This is a genomic window from Variovorax raffinosi (assembly GCF_051216615.1).
Taxonomy (GTDB): Bacteria; Pseudomonadota; Gammaproteobacteria; order Burkholderiales; family Burkholderiaceae_C; genus Variovorax.
Map to the genome: position 1 here is coordinate 151,213 of NZ_JBPJZR010000014.1, position 15,082 is coordinate 166,294.

15 protein-coding genes are annotated in these 15,082 nt (G+C 66.4%); 9 read left to right on the plus strand and 6 right to left on the minus strand.

The features are described 5' to 3' along the window. The first annotated feature begins 11 nt into the window (after window positions 1-11). The 9 genes from ACSFB7_RS31550 to ACSFB7_RS31590 all read left to right on the plus strand — a co-directional run bounded on the left by ACSFB7_RS31550 (window position 12) and on the right by ACSFB7_RS31590 (window position 8,801). The gene (locus tag ACSFB7_RS31550) at window positions 12-1,250 is read left to right on the plus strand and encodes an MFS transporter (RefSeq protein WP_435476328.1); all 1,239 of its coding nucleotides are present in this window, start codon (window positions 12-14) and stop codon (window positions 1,248-1,250) included. Then, the gene (locus ACSFB7_RS31555) at window positions 1,247-2,131 is read left to right on the plus strand and encodes a dihydroorotate dehydrogenase electron transfer subunit (protein ID WP_435476282.1); all 885 of its coding nucleotides are present in this window, start codon (window positions 1,247-1,249) and stop codon (window positions 2,129-2,131) included. The genes ACSFB7_RS31550 and ACSFB7_RS31555 overlap by 4 nt, the downstream gene beginning before the upstream one ends. Beyond that, window positions 2,124-3,074, plus strand: a complete 951-nt coding sequence (locus tag ACSFB7_RS31560; protein ID WP_435476283.1) for a dihydroorotate dehydrogenase — start codon at window positions 2,124-2,126, stop codon at window positions 3,072-3,074. Before ACSFB7_RS31555 ends, ACSFB7_RS31560 begins: the two co-directional genes overlap by 8 nt. 10 nt (window positions 3,075-3,084) lie before the next feature. Beyond that, window positions 3,085-4,350, plus strand: coding sequence for a hydantoinase/carbamoylase family amidase (locus ACSFB7_RS31565; protein ID WP_435476284.1), 1,266 nt, complete (start codon window positions 3,085-3,087; stop codon window positions 4,348-4,350). Window positions 4,351-4,466: 116 nt separating this feature from the next. Continuing rightward, window positions 4,467-5,375 (plus strand): helix-turn-helix domain-containing protein, encoded by a 909-nt coding sequence (locus tag ACSFB7_RS31570; protein ID WP_435476286.1) that lies wholly within the window; start codon window positions 4,467-4,469, stop codon window positions 5,373-5,375. 23 nt (window positions 5,376-5,398) lie between these two features. Further along, window positions 5,399-6,085 (plus strand): orotate phosphoribosyltransferase, encoded by a 687-nt coding sequence (locus ACSFB7_RS31575; protein ID WP_435476287.1) that lies wholly within the window; start codon window positions 5,399-5,401, stop codon window positions 6,083-6,085. A 63-nt stretch (window positions 6,086-6,148) separates the two neighbouring features. Continuing rightward, complete coding sequence (locus ACSFB7_RS31580) at window positions 6,149-6,475, plus strand: hypothetical protein (protein ID WP_435476288.1); 327 nt, start codon at window positions 6,149-6,151, stop codon at window positions 6,473-6,475. 174 nt (window positions 6,476-6,649) lie between these two features. Beyond that, window positions 6,650-8,326 (plus strand): ankyrin repeat domain-containing protein, encoded by a 1,677-nt coding sequence (locus ACSFB7_RS31585; RefSeq protein WP_435476289.1) that lies wholly within the window; start codon window positions 6,650-6,652, stop codon window positions 8,324-8,326. Window positions 8,327-8,330: 4 nt separating this feature from the next. Next, window positions 8,331-8,801: a hypothetical protein gene (locus tag ACSFB7_RS31590; RefSeq protein ID WP_435476290.1), complete on the plus strand. Its 471-nt coding sequence runs from the start codon at window positions 8,331-8,333 to the stop codon at window positions 8,799-8,801. Here ACSFB7_RS31590 and ACSFB7_RS31595 read toward each other — a convergent pair. The 6 genes from ACSFB7_RS31595 to sfnG all read right to left on the minus strand — a co-directional run bounded on the left by ACSFB7_RS31595 (window position 8,794) and on the right by sfnG (window position 15,069). Further along, on the minus strand, window positions 8,794-9,558 hold the full coding sequence (locus ACSFB7_RS31595) for an ABC transporter ATP-binding protein (RefSeq protein WP_435476291.1): 765 nt from the start codon (window positions 9,556-9,558) through the stop codon (window positions 8,794-8,796). The genes ACSFB7_RS31590 and ACSFB7_RS31595 overlap by 8 nt on opposite strands. 27 nt (window positions 9,559-9,585) lie before the next feature. After that, a complete protein-coding gene (locus ACSFB7_RS31600; protein ID WP_435476292.1) occupies window positions 9,586-10,908 on the minus strand; it encodes an ABC transporter substrate-binding protein in 1,323 nt (440 codons plus the stop codon). A 51-nt stretch (window positions 10,909-10,959) separates the two neighbouring features. After that, on the minus strand, window positions 10,960-11,976 hold the full coding sequence (locus ACSFB7_RS31605; protein ID WP_435476293.1) for a branched-chain amino acid ABC transporter permease: 1,017 nt from the start codon (window positions 11,974-11,976) through the stop codon (window positions 10,960-10,962). A 3-nt stretch (window positions 11,977-11,979) separates the two neighbouring features. Beyond that, window positions 11,980-12,861, minus strand: a complete 882-nt coding sequence (locus tag ACSFB7_RS31610) for a branched-chain amino acid ABC transporter permease (protein WP_435476329.1) — start codon at window positions 12,859-12,861, stop codon at window positions 11,980-11,982. A gap of 169 nt (window positions 12,862-13,030) precedes the next feature. Further along, window positions 13,031-13,855 carry an ABC transporter ATP-binding protein gene (locus tag ACSFB7_RS31615; protein ID WP_435476330.1) on the minus strand — a complete coding sequence of 275 codons (825 nt, stop codon included), beginning with the start codon at window positions 13,853-13,855 and terminating at the stop codon, window positions 13,031-13,033. Between the two features lie 74 nt (window positions 13,856-13,929). Beyond that, the gene (gene sfnG, locus ACSFB7_RS31620; RefSeq protein WP_435476294.1) at window positions 13,930-15,069 is read right to left on the minus strand and encodes a dimethylsulfone monooxygenase SfnG; all 1,140 of its coding nucleotides are present in this window, start codon (window positions 15,067-15,069) and stop codon (window positions 13,930-13,932) included. Between the last annotated feature and the right edge of the window lie 13 nt (window positions 15,070-15,082).

The window sequence follows — 15,082 nt, forward strand, 5'->3', positions numbered from 1 at the left end:
TGGACAACGCGGTGTCAGCCGCCAACGGCAATGCAACGACCGCCGGCAAAGACAAGGTAACCGGCTACGGCTGGAAGGCCCTGGCCGGATCGGCCGTCGGCTACGCCATGGACGGCTTCGACCTGCTGATCCTTGGCTTCATGCTCTCGGCCATCTCGGCCGACTTGCATCTCACGCCAGGCCAGGCCGGTTCGCTCGTCACCTGGACGCTCGTGGGCGCGGTGGCCGGTGGCATCGTCTTCGGTTCGCTGTCCGACTACTACGGCCGCATCCGGGTGCTGACCTGGACCATCGTGATGTTCGCCGTGTTCACCGGTCTGTGTGCCTTCGCGCAAGGCTACTGGGACCTGCTGGCCTACCGCACGCTCGCGGGCATCGGCCTGGGCGGCGAGTTCGGCATCGGCATGGCGCTGGCTGCCGAGGCCTGGCCCGCGAAGCACCGGGCGCGCGTGTCGTCCTACGTGGCGCTGGGCTGGCAGACCGGCGTGCTGGGCGCCGCCTTGCTCACGCCACTGCTGCTGCCGCACATCGGCTGGCGCGGCATGTTCCTGATCGGCGTGGTCCCGGCCATCGTGGCCTGGGTCATCCGCAACAGGCTGCACGAGCCCGAGGTGTTCGTGCGCCGCCCAATGGCCAAGGGCTCGAAGCTCAAGGCGTTCAAGCTGCTCGTGAAAGACGGCCGCACCGCGCGCACCAGCCTGGGCATCGTCACGCTCTGCGGGGTCCAGAACTTCGGCTACTACGGCATCATGATCTGGATGCCGAGCTTCCTTGCGAACAAGCTCGGCTTCAATCTCACCAAGTCGGCGTTGTGGACCTCGGTGACCATCCTCGGGATGATGGTCGGCATCTTCGTGTTCGGCCAACTCGCGGATCGCATCGGCCGCAAGCCCAGCTTTCTGCTGTTCCAGGTCGGCGCCGTGGCCATGGTGCTCACGTACTCGCAGCTCTCCGACCCGGTGTGGATGCTGTGGACCGGTGCGGTGATGGGCATGTTCGTGAACGGCATGCTCGGCGGCTACGGCGCGCTGATGTCCGAGGCCTACCCGACCGAGGCCCGCGCCACCGCGCAGAACGTGCTGTTCAACATCGGGCGCGGCATTGGCGGCTTCGGGCCGGTGGTGGTCGGCGCGCTGGCCACCGCCTACTCGTTCCAGGTGGCCATCGCGCTGCTCGCCTCCATCTACGTGCTCGACATGCTTGCCACCCTCTTCCTGATTCCGGAACTCAAGGGCAAGGAGCTCGAATGAACTTCGCGCAGACCCAAGTGATGGAACAGGCCCCGGCCTGCTTCCAGCGCAACGCCGACAGCGTCTCCTCGCACCGCTGCGAGGTGGCCGAGCACCGCTGGGTGAACGACCGCTACCGTTATCTGCGCCTGTCGGCTGTCTCCGAGGGGGCCGATCTGGCCGGCACCACGAAACCCGGCCAGTTCTACCAGTTGCGCTGCCCGCAGACGCAAGGCTTGCAGCCCTTTCTGCTGCGCCCCATGAGCGTGTACGGCGTGGGGCCCGAGGCGGGCACCATCGAGTTCCTCTACAACGTCGCTGGCATCGGCACCCGCGCGCTGGCAGGCCTGGAAGTCGGTGGCCACATGGACATCGTGGGCCCGCTGGGCAACACCTTCGCGATGGCGCAAGACTTCGAGCGCATCCTCGTGGTGGCGCGCGGCGTGGGTCTGGCCACCATGGCGCCGCTGCTGCAGCAGGCCGCCAAGGCCGGCGTGAAAATCACCGCCGTCATGTCGGCCCGTGCACCGAAAGACCTGATGCGCGACGAGTTCCTGCGCGGCATCGAGGCCGACGTGCACTGCGTGTACGACAGCGACGGCAGTTCGTCGGTCGAGGCCATGGACGTTCTGCTGCGCGGCCTGCTCGACGCGGCGCACCACGACGTGGTCTACACCTGCGGCTCGCACCGCATCCTGATGCTGCTGCAGCGCGTGCTCGAAGACTACCCGCGCACCCGCGGCGAGGTGGCGATGGAGCAGCGCATGGCTTGCGGCATGGGCGTGTGCCTGTCGTGCGTGCGACTGTTCGACAAGGACGGCGACAAGCAATTCCTTCGCGTCTGCCGCGAAGGCCCGGTGTTTCCCATCCGCGACGTCGTCGGGGAGGTGGAGTTTGGCTGATCTCAACGTCCGCATCGGAGAACTCGACCTGCGCAACCCGGTGATGCCGGCCTCGGGCTGCTTCGCCATCGAGTACAGCGAGGCCCTCGACCTGAACCGGCTCGGCGCGCTGGTGATCAAGAGCGTGTCGCCCGCCAGCCGTGCGGGCAACCCCACGCCGCGCGTGACCGAGACCCACGCCGGCATGCTCAATTCGATCGGCATCCCGAGCAAGGGCCTGGATCATTACCGCCGCGAGGTGCTGCCCGCCTACACCTGCTTCGACACACCGGTGGTGGTCTCCATCTCGGCCGACACGGTGGACGAGTTCGCCGAAGCGGTGGCCGAAATGTCGCTGCCCGAAGTGGCCGTGATCGAGGCCAACATCTCCTGCCCCAACCTGGAGGCCGACGGCATGGCCTTCGCGATGACACCCGAGACCACCTACAAAGTGGTGAGCGCCATCCGCCGCAAGACCCGTCACCCCTTCTGGGCCAAGCTCACGCCCAACGCGTCGCACATCGCCGCCGTGGCCAAGGCCGCCGAGGAAGCCGGCGCCGACGCACTGGTGATGGGCAACACCGTGCTCGGCATGGCAATCGATGCGCGCACGCGCAAGCCGAAGCTCGGCAACGTGATGGGCGGCCTCTCGGGTCCGGCCATCAAGCCGATCGCGCTGCGCATGGTGCACCAGTGCTACCGCAGCGTGCGCATCCCTGTCATCGGCTGCGGTGGCATCTCCAGCGCGGATGACGCGGTGGAATTCATGCTGGCCGGCGCGAGCGCGGTGCAGGTGGGCACCGCCTCGTTCGTCGACCCCGGCGTGATGCAGAAGATCATCGAGGGGCTGCAGGCCTACTGCCGCGAGATGGGCGTGGCGCATGTGCGCGACCTCACGGGCCAGGTGAAGCTCGACCGGCAACTGTCGGACCGCTGGCTGCGCTTTGCGCAGCAGTCCGGCTAGGGGCGCAGCGATGGATTTTCTTGCACTGCGCCCGCTCGCGGAGAAGCTGTTCAACGAGGTGCGGGCCCTGTCCTTCGACGGCGTGGGCGTCACGCGCGAGAGCTACGGACGCGGCGAGTCGGCAACGGCTGAGTACCTGTGCGATTTCGCGCGCAGCGAGGGCCTGGAGGCCGAGCCCGACCGGGCCGCCAACATCGTGTTCCGGCTGCCCGGTACGGCGCCCGATGCGCCTGTCGCGTGGATCGGCTCGCACATCGACTCGGTGCCGCAAGGCGGCAACTTCGACGGGCTGGCGGGTGTGATCGCCGGACTGTTGTGCCTGGTCGCACGCCGGCGCGAAGGCCACACCGCCGGACTCGCGCTGGAAGTGCTGGCCTTTCGCGGTGAGGAAAGCGCATGGTTCGGCAAGGCCTACATGGGCTCCGGCGCGCTGTTCGGAAAGATCGGCGAGGCCGACCTCGAACTCAGGCAGCGCAACACCGGCGAGACCATGGCCGAGTGCATGCGCAAGGCCGGTGCCGACGTCGATGCCATCGGCGCACAGCAGACGCTCTTCGACAAGTCGCGTGTGAAGGCGTACATGGAGCTGCACATCGAGCAGGGGCCGGTGATGGTCGCGCGGCAATTGCCGCTGGCGGTGGTGTCGGGCATTCGCGGCAACGTACGACACAACCGCATCGTGTGCACCGGCGACGCACAACACTCGGGCGTGGTGCCGCGCTGGCTGCGCCATGACGCGATGTTCGCGGTGGCCGACCTGATCATGCGCATCGACGAGCACTGGCGCGTTCTGCTGGAGCGCGGCACCGATCTGGTGGTCACCACGGGTATCGTGCAGACCGACGCGGCCGAGCATTCGATCTCGCGCATCCCCGGGCGCGTGAGCTTCAGCCTCGAGGTCCGCAGCAAGAGCGTCGACACGCTCGAAGCCTTCTACCAACTGATGCGCACCGAGTGCACCGCCATCGAACGCGAGCGCGGCGTGGGCTTCGCGTTCGACCGCCGCCTGACGAGCGAGCCGGCGACGATGAACGAACGCATCTGCGGCGTGCTCTCGAAGGCCTGCGGCGGCCTCGACGTGCCGTTCGAGGTCATTCCGAGTGGCGCGGGCCACGACGCATCCCTGTTCGCCAATGCCGGCATTCCGAGCAGCATGCTGTTCGTGCGCAACCAGAATGGTTCGCACAATCCGCACGAGGCGATGGACATGGCCGACTTCATGCTGGGCGTTCAGGCGCTCGGCGGTGCCCTGGAGCAACTGGATTCGCCTGCATGAACCTTCGTTGTCTTGATCGATGGGCCGCACGTCCCGGCAGTTGTAAGGCCATGTTCACTGTTGCGCCAACACACTCGCCTATAGTGCCTTTTTCGATCCCTGAGCAGTAAAAAGAGATGGCAGCAAAACCAACCGAAACGTTCAGGACCTCCATCGACTACGCCGCGCTGGGCGATCGCCTGCGGGCCTACCGCATCGGTGCGTCGCTGTTGGCCGAAGACGTGGCCGAGCAGTTGGGTATTTCGCGCGCGGTGGTCTATCGCATGGAAAAGGGCGAGATCGTCAAGATCGAAACGCTGGAGCGGCTTGCCACGCTGCTCGACACCTCGCTCGCGTCGCTGCTCGGCGTGGAGGTCGAGTACTACGGCACCGCGCTGGGCCTGTTCGAGCGCATGCGCCAGCTCGAAGAAAACTCGGATCGCATCCTTGCGCACTTCGAGCCCATCTCGCTGCTGCTGACCTCCGACGACTACCTGCCGCATCTGCGCGAGATGCTTCTCGAAGCCTCACCGCGCGCGCCGGGCAAAGGCCCGAAGGCTGCCGACATCGACAAGATGCTGCAGATCATGGCCGAGCGAAAAGCATTCTTCGAGAAGCGCAAGCCGCAGATCGTGAGCCTGATCGGCCTGCGCGAGCTGGAGCGCTTCGTGCAAACCGGGCTGGTGGGCCGCGTCGACCTGCCGGCGAAAGTTCGCGCCGAGCGCGTGCAGGCCGCGCGCCGCGAAGTGGTCAGGATCGCCGACCTGATGGACAGCGAACCCTTCCACGTGCAGATCGGCCTGATCGACGACGCCATGCCGGCCTCGACCTTCCAGTTGTTCTCGGGCCCGAAACACGCGGTGCTGGCCGTGAGCCCGTTCCGGCTCGGCGAACTGCCCAACGTGCGCAACGGCATCGCCACGGTGACGGCCTCGCCTGAAGCGGTGCGCATGCACGAGGACATGATTGCGCGGCTCTGGAAGAGCGCCTACAAGGGCCGCGTCGGTGCACAGCACCTTCGCAGGCTGCTGGAGCGCATTCATTGACCGACGACACAACAGGAGCCGCCTTGTCCGATTCCACTGCCCATCGCGTGGCGGCCAGCCTGATCGATGCAGGCTGCGTCAGTGTGCGCACCGACGAGCCCTATCGATTGCCTTCGGGCTGGGCCAGCCCGGTCTACATGGACTGCCGCCGGCTCATCTCGTATCCGGTGCTGCGCCGCGACCTCGTGGCGCACGGTATCGCCCTGCTCGCCTCGCGCGGCGCCACCACCGGCCTGGCCTCGGTGGCCGGTGGCGAGGCCAGCGGCATCGCATTGGCTGCATGGATCGCCCAGGCGCTCGATCTGCCATTGCAGTACGTGCGCAAGCGCGCGGCGGCGCAAGGCCAGGTCGAGGGCACGGTACAGCCCGGCGGCCGGGTACTGCTGGTCGACGACCTGATGGCCGCGGGTCATTCCAAGCTGCGCTTTTGCCGTGCACTGGCCGAGGCCGGTGCGCGCGTTGCCGACATCTTCGTGGTGTTCGACTACGGCACATTCCCGACCGCGCCACTGCTGGCCCCGCTCGACGTGCGGGTTCATGCGCTGGCGACCTGGCACGACGTGCTGGCCGTGGCGCGCGAGCGCGGCGACTTCAACGCCGCCGCGCTCGGCGAACTGCATGACTTCCTGGCCGACCCGGCCGGCTGGTCGCAGGCCCATGGCGGCCTGGGCGCCACGCCGCCGGCGCAAGGCACCACCGCTCACGCCTAGACAGTCAGACAAGCAGATAAATAGATAGATAGATAGATAGACAGACACACAGGAGCTCGACACATGGCATTCCAGGACATCGCACAGCGTTTCGACAGCGCCCCCTCCGGCACCGACGCCTTCAAGTCGTTCTACAAGGACGCCTTCGACCTCATGAAGGCCGACCCCGAGAATGCCGGCCTCTACTTCGTGGTCGGCATTGCGGCGCAGTCGTACGTTCGCACCTACGAAGACCAGGGCATCAGCGGCGAGTTCGCCGACGCAGCCAAGGCCACGCTGTCGGGCTTCAACGCCAAGCTGCTCGAGGCGCTGGCCTCGCAGCCGCCCACGCGGCTGCAGTTGCTGGGCGAGATCGCCATCGCGTACGAGTGGAACGTGCACGACTTCTGAGCCGCCTGGCACGCGGGGGCGCCGGGAGAATGCACTACCATACCGGCCGCGGTACAAGCCGCGCCCGGGCCCGCGGGAAGGGTTGAACCCACTTGTTGTCTTCATATGCCAATCCATCCACCTTTTGTGCAGCCGGATTTGCGGGCCATCGGCATCTGATGCACGGAGGTTCATGTGAAACGCATTCCCGCCCGGCCCGACATCGACCATCTGAAGAAGCAAGCCAAGGCGCTGCTTGTTCTTTGTCGAAACAACGACCCCACCGCCCTCGCCCGATTCCGCGACGCCTTGCCGGCCGCCGCGAACAAGAGCGATACCGCCATCGCCGCCCTCGGCTTGCGCCTTCACGATGCGCAGTCATGCATCGCGCGTGAATACGGTTTCGCGTCGTGGGCAGACCTGAACGGTTTTGTGCTCGCGCGCCGGGCGCAAGCGGACGATCCGGTGAAGTCGGTCCTGCATTGGCTGCGCCTTGTCTATGCCGGTGACATCGCCGGCGGGTCTAACCGGGCCCAGCCCTCCGTGGCCCTGCGCCTGCTGGAAGAAAGCCCGGGCCTGCTGGGCGACGACCCCTACCTTGGCTGCGCCATCGGCGACGAAGCCCTGCTGCGCCGCACGACCGAACGCGATCCGGGCTGGGTCCACCGCGCGGGCGGGCCGCTAGGGCTTGTGCCGCTTGTGGCCGTCACGCATTCCGGCCTGATGCAACGCCCGGAGTTCCGCGAGCGCCTGCATGCCTGCGCCAGCTTGCTGCTCGCGGCCGGCGCCGATGCGAACCAGTCGATCGGCAACCGCTGGCCGCCTGCATCGCTTGAAGCACCGGACGAAAGCGCACGCATCTCGGCGCTCTATGGCGCCGCCGGCCAGAACCATGACCCGATGCTCACCAAGCTCCTGCTCGATGCCGGCGCCGATCCGAACGATGGCGAATCGCTCTATCACTCGCTCGACAACACCGACTGCACGCGGCTTCTGCTCCAAGCGGGAGCGCGCGTCACCGGCACGAACGCGCTCTATCGCGTGCTGGACCTCGATGCGGTCGATGCGCTGCGACTGCTGCTGGCACATGGAGGCGACGCGAACGAGGCGGCCGGGAACCAGCCCATCACGGACTGGGGTTCGCCGCTGCTGTGGGCGATCCGGCGGCGGCGTTCGCCCGCGCACATCGAGGCGTTGCTGGCTGCCGGTGCAAACCCCGCCGCAGTCACCTCCGACGGCATCCCCGCATACACCGTGGCCCTGCGCTTCGGGCTGCCCGAGGTGGCCCGTCTGCTGCAGCAGGCTGGTGGAGGCGCACCGCTGCCGGTGGAAGAAGAATTCATCGCCGCCTGTGCCGCAGGCGATGAGGCAGCGGCCCGGCGCATTCACGCAGCGCACCCCGGGCTCATCGGCACGCTCTCCGACAAGCAGTTGCGCCTGTTGCCCGAACTCGCGGCCCAAGGTTGCAGCGATGCAGTGAAGCTCATGGTCGAGATGGGCTGGCCTATGGAAATCCGCGGTGGCGACTGGGACGCATCGGCACTCAACAAGGCCGTGTTCCGTGGCGACGCCGGACTCACCCAGTTCCTGCTGGAACACGGCGCCGACTGGAAGGCGCCGCATGGCTATGGCGACAACGCCTGCGGCACGCTGTCATGGGCTTCAGTCAACGAGCCTGTCGAAGGCGGCGACTGGCTCGGTTGTGCGAAGGCACTGGTTGCGCACGGCATGCCGACCGCGCGGCCAGACCCGGCAAGCGCGAGCAGCGTGCTCATGAACGGGCAGCGCTGCGTTTTCTCCGATGAGGTCAGCGACTTCCTGCTCGAAGCATCGATGACGAACGCGGCAGGATCGTCAGACAAACAGGACTGAAGCAATGCAACCTCCCGTTCGTACGCATCAAGAAGCACCCATCGACCGCGTTGCGCGGTGGTTCAGGACGCCAGGCCGTACCCAATCCGTTGTCAGATGGGCACTGCTGATTCCCGCAGCACTCGGCATTGCGGTGCTCTCTCAATTCCTGTTCCTGATGGCGTTGTCGACGATCGCCCCATCCACCGGGGAAGCCGTGGAGAAATTCGTGCTGCCATGGCTGATCCATACGTTCAACGCCGTGGTGGTCCCCTTTCTGGTCATCGTGCTGGGCACGCCCATCGCGCCGCGCTTCAAGCGAGTGGCGGCAGTGGTGCTTGCGATCCTGGCGGTGCTGCTTGTATCGATCGTGAGACTCTCCTTCGAACTGTCTCATCCCGACTGGAGTCCGGCCCGCACGGCCTGGCTGGTTGTCTCCGCAGGGCTTTGCCTTGTGAGCGCCTGGCAGGGGCTGCGGCGGGTATGGCTCAAGTAACGGCTGCGGCCGCAACGCCTTCGCCGAAATAGAAGGACTGGATGTCGGCGCGCTGGCGCAGGGCCTGCGCGTCGCCGCTCAACACCGCGATGCCGGCATCGAGCACGGTCGCGCGGTCGGCGTACCGCAGCGCCACGGTGGAGTTCTGCTCCGCCACAAGGATCGACAGGCCCTCTTCGCGGTTGAGCCGCCGCAGTTGCTCGAAGATGTCGCGCACCACCAGCGGCGCAAGGCCCATCGAGGGTTCGTCCAGCACCAGCAGCCGGGGCCGCGACATCAGCGCGCGGCCGATGGCCGTCATCTGCTGTTCACCGCCGGAACTCAGGCCCGCGAGGGTCTTTCGCCTGTCCTTGAGCTTCGGAAAGATCGCGTAGACACGCGCGAGGTCTTCAGCGGCCTCTGAGCGCCGGGCGCTGCGGCCGAGTGCGCCGGTCAGCAGGTTCTCTTCCACCGTGAGGCTGCGAAAGCAGTGGCGCCCCTCCAGCACCTGCACCAAGCCGAGCCTCACCAGATCGGCCGGGCTGGTGCGGCCGACCTCGTGCCCGTCGAACACGATGCGCCCGGTCGTGACCTGCCCGCGCTCGGCCGGCAGCAGGTTCGACACCGCCTTGAGCGTGGTCGACTTGCCCGCGCCGTTGGCGCCGAGCAGCGCATGGATTTCACCGGCGCGCACATCGAGGCTCACGCCGTGCAGCGCAACGATGGAGCGCTGGTACGCCGCCTCGACGGCTTCGATGCGCAGCAAGGGCGTGGTCATTTCAGTGCGTCCTTCTACCGCTTGCCATCAGTCGTCGATGCTCTTGCGCACCTTGACGTTCTTCTCCTTCGCATAGGCGAGCGAAGATTTTTCGATGATCGGCCGCAGCAGCTTCCAGTCAGGCGCGATCCAATCGGACACCACGTTCCACTTGCTGCCGTCCCACTGCTGGAAGGCCACGCGGCCGTCGCCCTCGTGGTTGTCCCAGGTCACGTTGATCGAATGGAACAGGCCCTTGGCGCCGAGCGCGGCGGCGCGTGCCTCGTCGATCTTGAGGTTTTCCAGGCCCCAGCGGATTTCGTCGCCGGTCAGCGTGCGCTTGCCGAACTTCGCCTGTGCGATGCGGATGGCCTCGACGTTCAGGATGCCGTTGAGCACGCCGAGGTTGTGATAGACGCTGCCGATGCGCTTGGTGTCCTGCAGGTTGCCCTTGCCCGCGCCGTAGACGATCTTCGTGATGTCCTGCAGCACCGGGTATTGCGCGCCTGCCGCCACGGTGGTGATGGCCACATAACCCTTGGCTGCGTCGCCGGCCGGGATCACGTCTTCCTCGGAGTTGGACCACACATTGCCCACGATGTGATCGACCGGAAAGCCCGTCTTCTGCGCCGTCTTGAGCGCCACCGGGTTCATCACGCCCCAGCCGCGCAGCACCACGTAGTCGGGCTTGGTGCGGCGGATGGTGAGCCACTGCGACTGCTGCTCGTTGCCCGGATGCGGCACTTCGATCTGCTGCAGCGTGAAGCCGTACTTCTTCGCGAGCAGCTCGTAGACCGGAATGGTCTCCTTGCCGTAGGGCGAGCCGTGATACAGCACCACGATCTTCTTGCCCTTGAGCTTGTCGGTGCCGCCCTCCTTGCCCGCGATGTAGTTCACGATGCCAGAGGTTTCGCTGTACGGGTTGAGCAGCAGCGGAAAGATGTACTTGAACACGCGGCCGTCCGTGGTGTCGGTCCGCCCGTGGTTGATGGTGAGCAACGGCACCTTGTCGGCCGTCACGCGGTCGATGAGCGCATAGGCGATGCCGACCGACAGCGGGTTCCAGGTGGCGATGCCGGGGCGTTGCTTCAGGCGCTCGTACACCTCCACGCCGCGTTCAACCTCGTACTGCGTCTCGCCCTCTTCCCAGGTCAGCTTGACGCCGCCCACGCCGCCGTCGCGCGTGTTGACGAGGTTCAGGTAATCGATGAAGCCCCCGAAGAAGCCGGTGCCGCCGGCCGCATACGGGCCGACGCGGTAGCTCTGTAGCGGGAAGAACTGTTCGTTGGCATCGGCATGCGCGAGCTGCAGGCCGCTCGCGGCCAGGGTGACGGCCAGGGCCGCGGTTTTCAGGTGCTTGATGAAGGACATGGTGATGAAGGCATCCTGCGATGCAAAGAAAAAAATCGGAGAGATGTGCGCTCAGGCCGGAGAGAGACGTTTGCGCGCGCGGTCCCAGAGGGCGACCAGCCCCTGCGGCTCCACGGCCAGAAAGAAAATGATCAGCGCGCCCAGCACGATGCGCTGGCTCATGTCGAGCACGCCCGAATCGAACCAGCCGCCGAAGAGAAAGCTGCCGGCGCGCGAAAGCAGCAGCGGAAACACCACGATCAGCGCCGCACCGAAGAAGGCGCCGCGGATCGTCGCGAGCCCGCCGATGATCACGATGAACAGGATCTGGAACGAGCGGTCGAGGTTGAAGCCCGCCGGCTCCACGGTGCGCAGGTACACGAAGCCCCACAGCACGCCCGCGACGCCGACGATGAAAGACGACACAGCGAACGCCAGCAACTTGGTGCGCAGCACCGGCACGCCGATGACGCGCGCCGCCAGTTCGTTGTCGCGCACGGCGATGAAGTGATGGCCCGTCTGCGTGCGCACGAGGCGCCACGCCAGCAGCGTCAACACCGTCACCACGACCAGCGAGAAGATGTAGCGGCCCACGGGCGTGTCGAACACGATGCCGGCCACTTCAAGCGCGGGCGCATCGATCACGCCCGAGGCGTTGTCGTTGCTGAACCAGCTGAACTTGGTCAGCGCCCATTGCACGAAGAACTGCGCCGCGAGTGTCGACACCGCAAGGTAGAAGCCGCGCAGCCGCAGGCTCGGCAGGCCGAACACCAGGCCTACGGCCGTGGCGGCCAGTCCGGCGAGGCCGATGCTCACGAGCAGTGGCAGCCCTTCCACGCGCAGGTTGAAGTTGTAGGCGGCGAAGGCGCCTACTGCCATGAAGGCGGCGGTGCCCAGCGACAACTGCCCCGCGTAGCCGGTCAGCAGGTTGAGCCCGACTGCCGCGAGTGACAGCGCGAGGAACGGGATCAGCAGCGCGTCGAACACATAGCCGGATGCGACGAATGGCACGACGCCGAAAGCGACAAGCAGCACGACGGCTGGCCAGGTCCACACAGGCAAGCTTTTGGGCAAAGCGACAGTGCTCATCGCTCAAGCCCTTTCGACAAGTTTTTGCCCGAACAACCCGCTCGGCCGGATCAGCAGGAAGGCCAGCGCCGCCACATAGGCGAACCAGCTCTCGATGCCACCGCCCACGAAAGGCCCGATGTACACCTCGGCCAGCTTCTCCAGCGCGCCGATCACCAGCCCGCCGACGATGGCGCCCAGGATCGAGTCGAAGCCGCCCAGCACCAGCACCGGCAGCGCCTTCAGCACCACGAGCGAGAGCGAGAACTGCACGCCCAGCCGCGCGCCCCACAGCAGCCCGGCCACCAATGCGATGACGCCGGCCGCAGCCCACACCGTGGCCCAGATGCGCGGCAGGCGCAGGCCCACTGCGATGGCGGCGTAGGTGTCGTCCGCCACCGCGCGGAACGCGAGGCCCACGCGGGTGTAGCGGAAGAAGGCCGAGAGCAACGCGACCATCACACCGGCCGTGGCGGCGGCGAACAGGTCGAAGGTCGAGACCATGATGCCGAGGAACTGCAGCGGCTCGTCCGCAATGCCGAGTTCCAGCGCGTGCACCTGCGTGCCCCACACGAGTTGCGCAACGCCCTCGATCACGTACGACAGGCCCAGCGTCGCCATGAAGAGCGTGATCGGCGGCTGATTCACCAGCGGACGCAGCACGGCGCGCTCGATGGTCAGGCCCAGCAGCACCATGAGCGCGAAGGTCAGCACGAGCGCGAGCGCGAATGGCACGCCGCGCTCGACCAGGCTCACGAAGGTGAGCGCGGCGAACAGCAACTGCGCGCCCTGCGCAAAGTTGAGTACGCCCGATGTCTTGTAGATCAGCACGAAGCCGATGGCCACGAGGGAATACATCACGCCTGAAAGCAGGCCGCCGATGAGGACTTCGGCGAAGAAGCTGATGTCGGCGGTGGTCATTGGGGGCCCCCTGCCTTCGGGGTTTGCTCCCTCCCCTTCCGGGGGAGGGTTGGGGTGGGGGCAGTAGGCCGTTCCATCGACGCGGCGGTATCCAGCGCACAGAGCCCCCATCCCTGCCTTCCCCCAGAGGGGGAAGGAGAAATACCGGACGTGCTCATGCGCCCTGCTCCTCGTGATCGACGCCCAGGTAGGCATCGATCACGGCCGGGTCCTTGCGCACTTCAGCCGGCGTGCCATCCGCAATCTTCCGGCCATAGTCCAGCACAGCCACGCGGTCTGACAGGCCCAGCACCACGCCGATGTCATGCTCGATCAGCAGGATGGTGGTGCCGAACTCATCCCGCGCGGCGCGCACGAAATGCGCCATCTCGCTTTTCTCGGTAACGGTCATCCCGGCCATCGGCTCGTCGAGCAGCAGCAGTTGCGGCGCGGCAACCAGCGCACGCGCCAACTCGACCCGCTTCTGCAGCCCATAGGCCAACGTGCCGGCCGGCCGCTCGCTCACGGCGCCCAGCCCGAGAAAACCGATGATCGCGTCGGCCCGTGCACGCCCATCTTCGCGTTCACGCCGTGCGCGGCCGAGGCCGATGAGCTGTTCGATGAAGGTGGAGCGCGCCGCATCCACACGGCCCAGCACGATGTTGTCGCGCACGCTCAAGCCCTTGAACAGCGCGAGGTTCTGGAAAGTGCGTGCAATGCCCAGCCGCGCCAGGCGCGCCGTCGGCACATGGCCGAAGCCGCGCCCGCCGATCCACACCCGCCCCCGGTCGGGCCGGTACAGCCCGCTGATCACGTTGACCAGTGAGCTTTTGCCCGCACCGTTGGGGCCAATGATGGCGCGGATCTCTCCCTTGGCGATCGAGAGATGAACGCCCGACAGCGCAGTGACGCCGCCGAAAGAAAGGTCGATGCCTTCCAGCCGCAACACCGCCGAGGTGGTCGCGCCCTCACCGGTCAGCGACGCACGGCCCGCCGGCATGAAGGCCACCGGATCGACACCGAGCGAGACCGGCCCCGCCTCGAAGAAAAGATCGGGCATCGCCATCGCCAGGTTCACGCCACTGCTTCCAATGCCGGCTTGCTTTGCTTGCCGGCATTCGCTGCGCCCTGCTCGGCTTCGAGCTTGCGCACCAGCGGCAGCACTTTCTCGCCGAAGTACTCCACCTCTTCGATGAAGTGCAGGAACCCGGTAAGGATCAGATCAACGCCGATGGCCTTGAGCGCCACGATGCGCTCCGCAATCTGTTGCGGCGTGCCGATGAGGTTCGTGCGAAAGCCGTCGTTGTATTGCACGAGGTCTTCGAAGGTCGACTTGGCCCAGTTGCCCTCGCCTTCGGGCGACGACTTGCCGGCCTGCTTGGCCGCGTCGCCGAAGGCATGCACTGCCTCCACATGCGCGTGCTTGATGATGTCCGCCAGCACGGTCTTGGCTTCTTCCTCGGTGTCGCGGGCGATCACGAAGGCGTTCACGCCGATGCGCACCGTGTGGCCGTTCTGCGCGGCCTTGGCCTGGATGTCGTCGATCTGCGCCTTCAGGCCTTCGGGCGTGTTGCCATTGGTGAAGTACCAGTCGGACACGCTGGCCGCGTTGTCGCGTGCGGCGCGCGAGCTACCGCCCTGGAAGATCTCGGGGTGCGGCTTTTGCACCGGCTTCGGGCTCAACGTGTAGTCGCTGAAGCGGTAGAAGTCGCCCTTGAAGGTGAAGTTGTCCTGCGTCCAGATGCCCTTGAGCGCGCGGATGAATTCGTTCGATCGGCGATAGCGCTCGTCATGCTCCAGCCACGGCTCGCCGATGGCCTGGAACTCGCCCTTGAACCAGCCGCTCACCACGTTGATCGCGATGCGGCCGTTGGAGATGTGGTCGATGGTGGCGATCTGCTTGGCGACCACGGCCGGGTTCCACGGACCGGGCAGGATCGCTGCCAGCACCTTGAGCTTGGTGGTCGCATGCAGCAGCGCCTGGCTGAACGACACCGACTCGTGCTGGTACTCCGCGCCATAGCCCGCGGTGAAGCGGATCTGGCTCAGCGCGTATTCGAAGCCGGCCTTCTCGGCCGCGAGCGCGAGGCGCTGGTTGTATTCCAGGCTCCAGTCGGTGCGCTGCTCGATGGTGCTGACCACGAGACCGCCGCTGACGTTGGGCACCCAGTAGGCGAACTTGACGGGGTCGGCGATGGAAGACGGTTGGCTCATGGCAAGGTTCCTC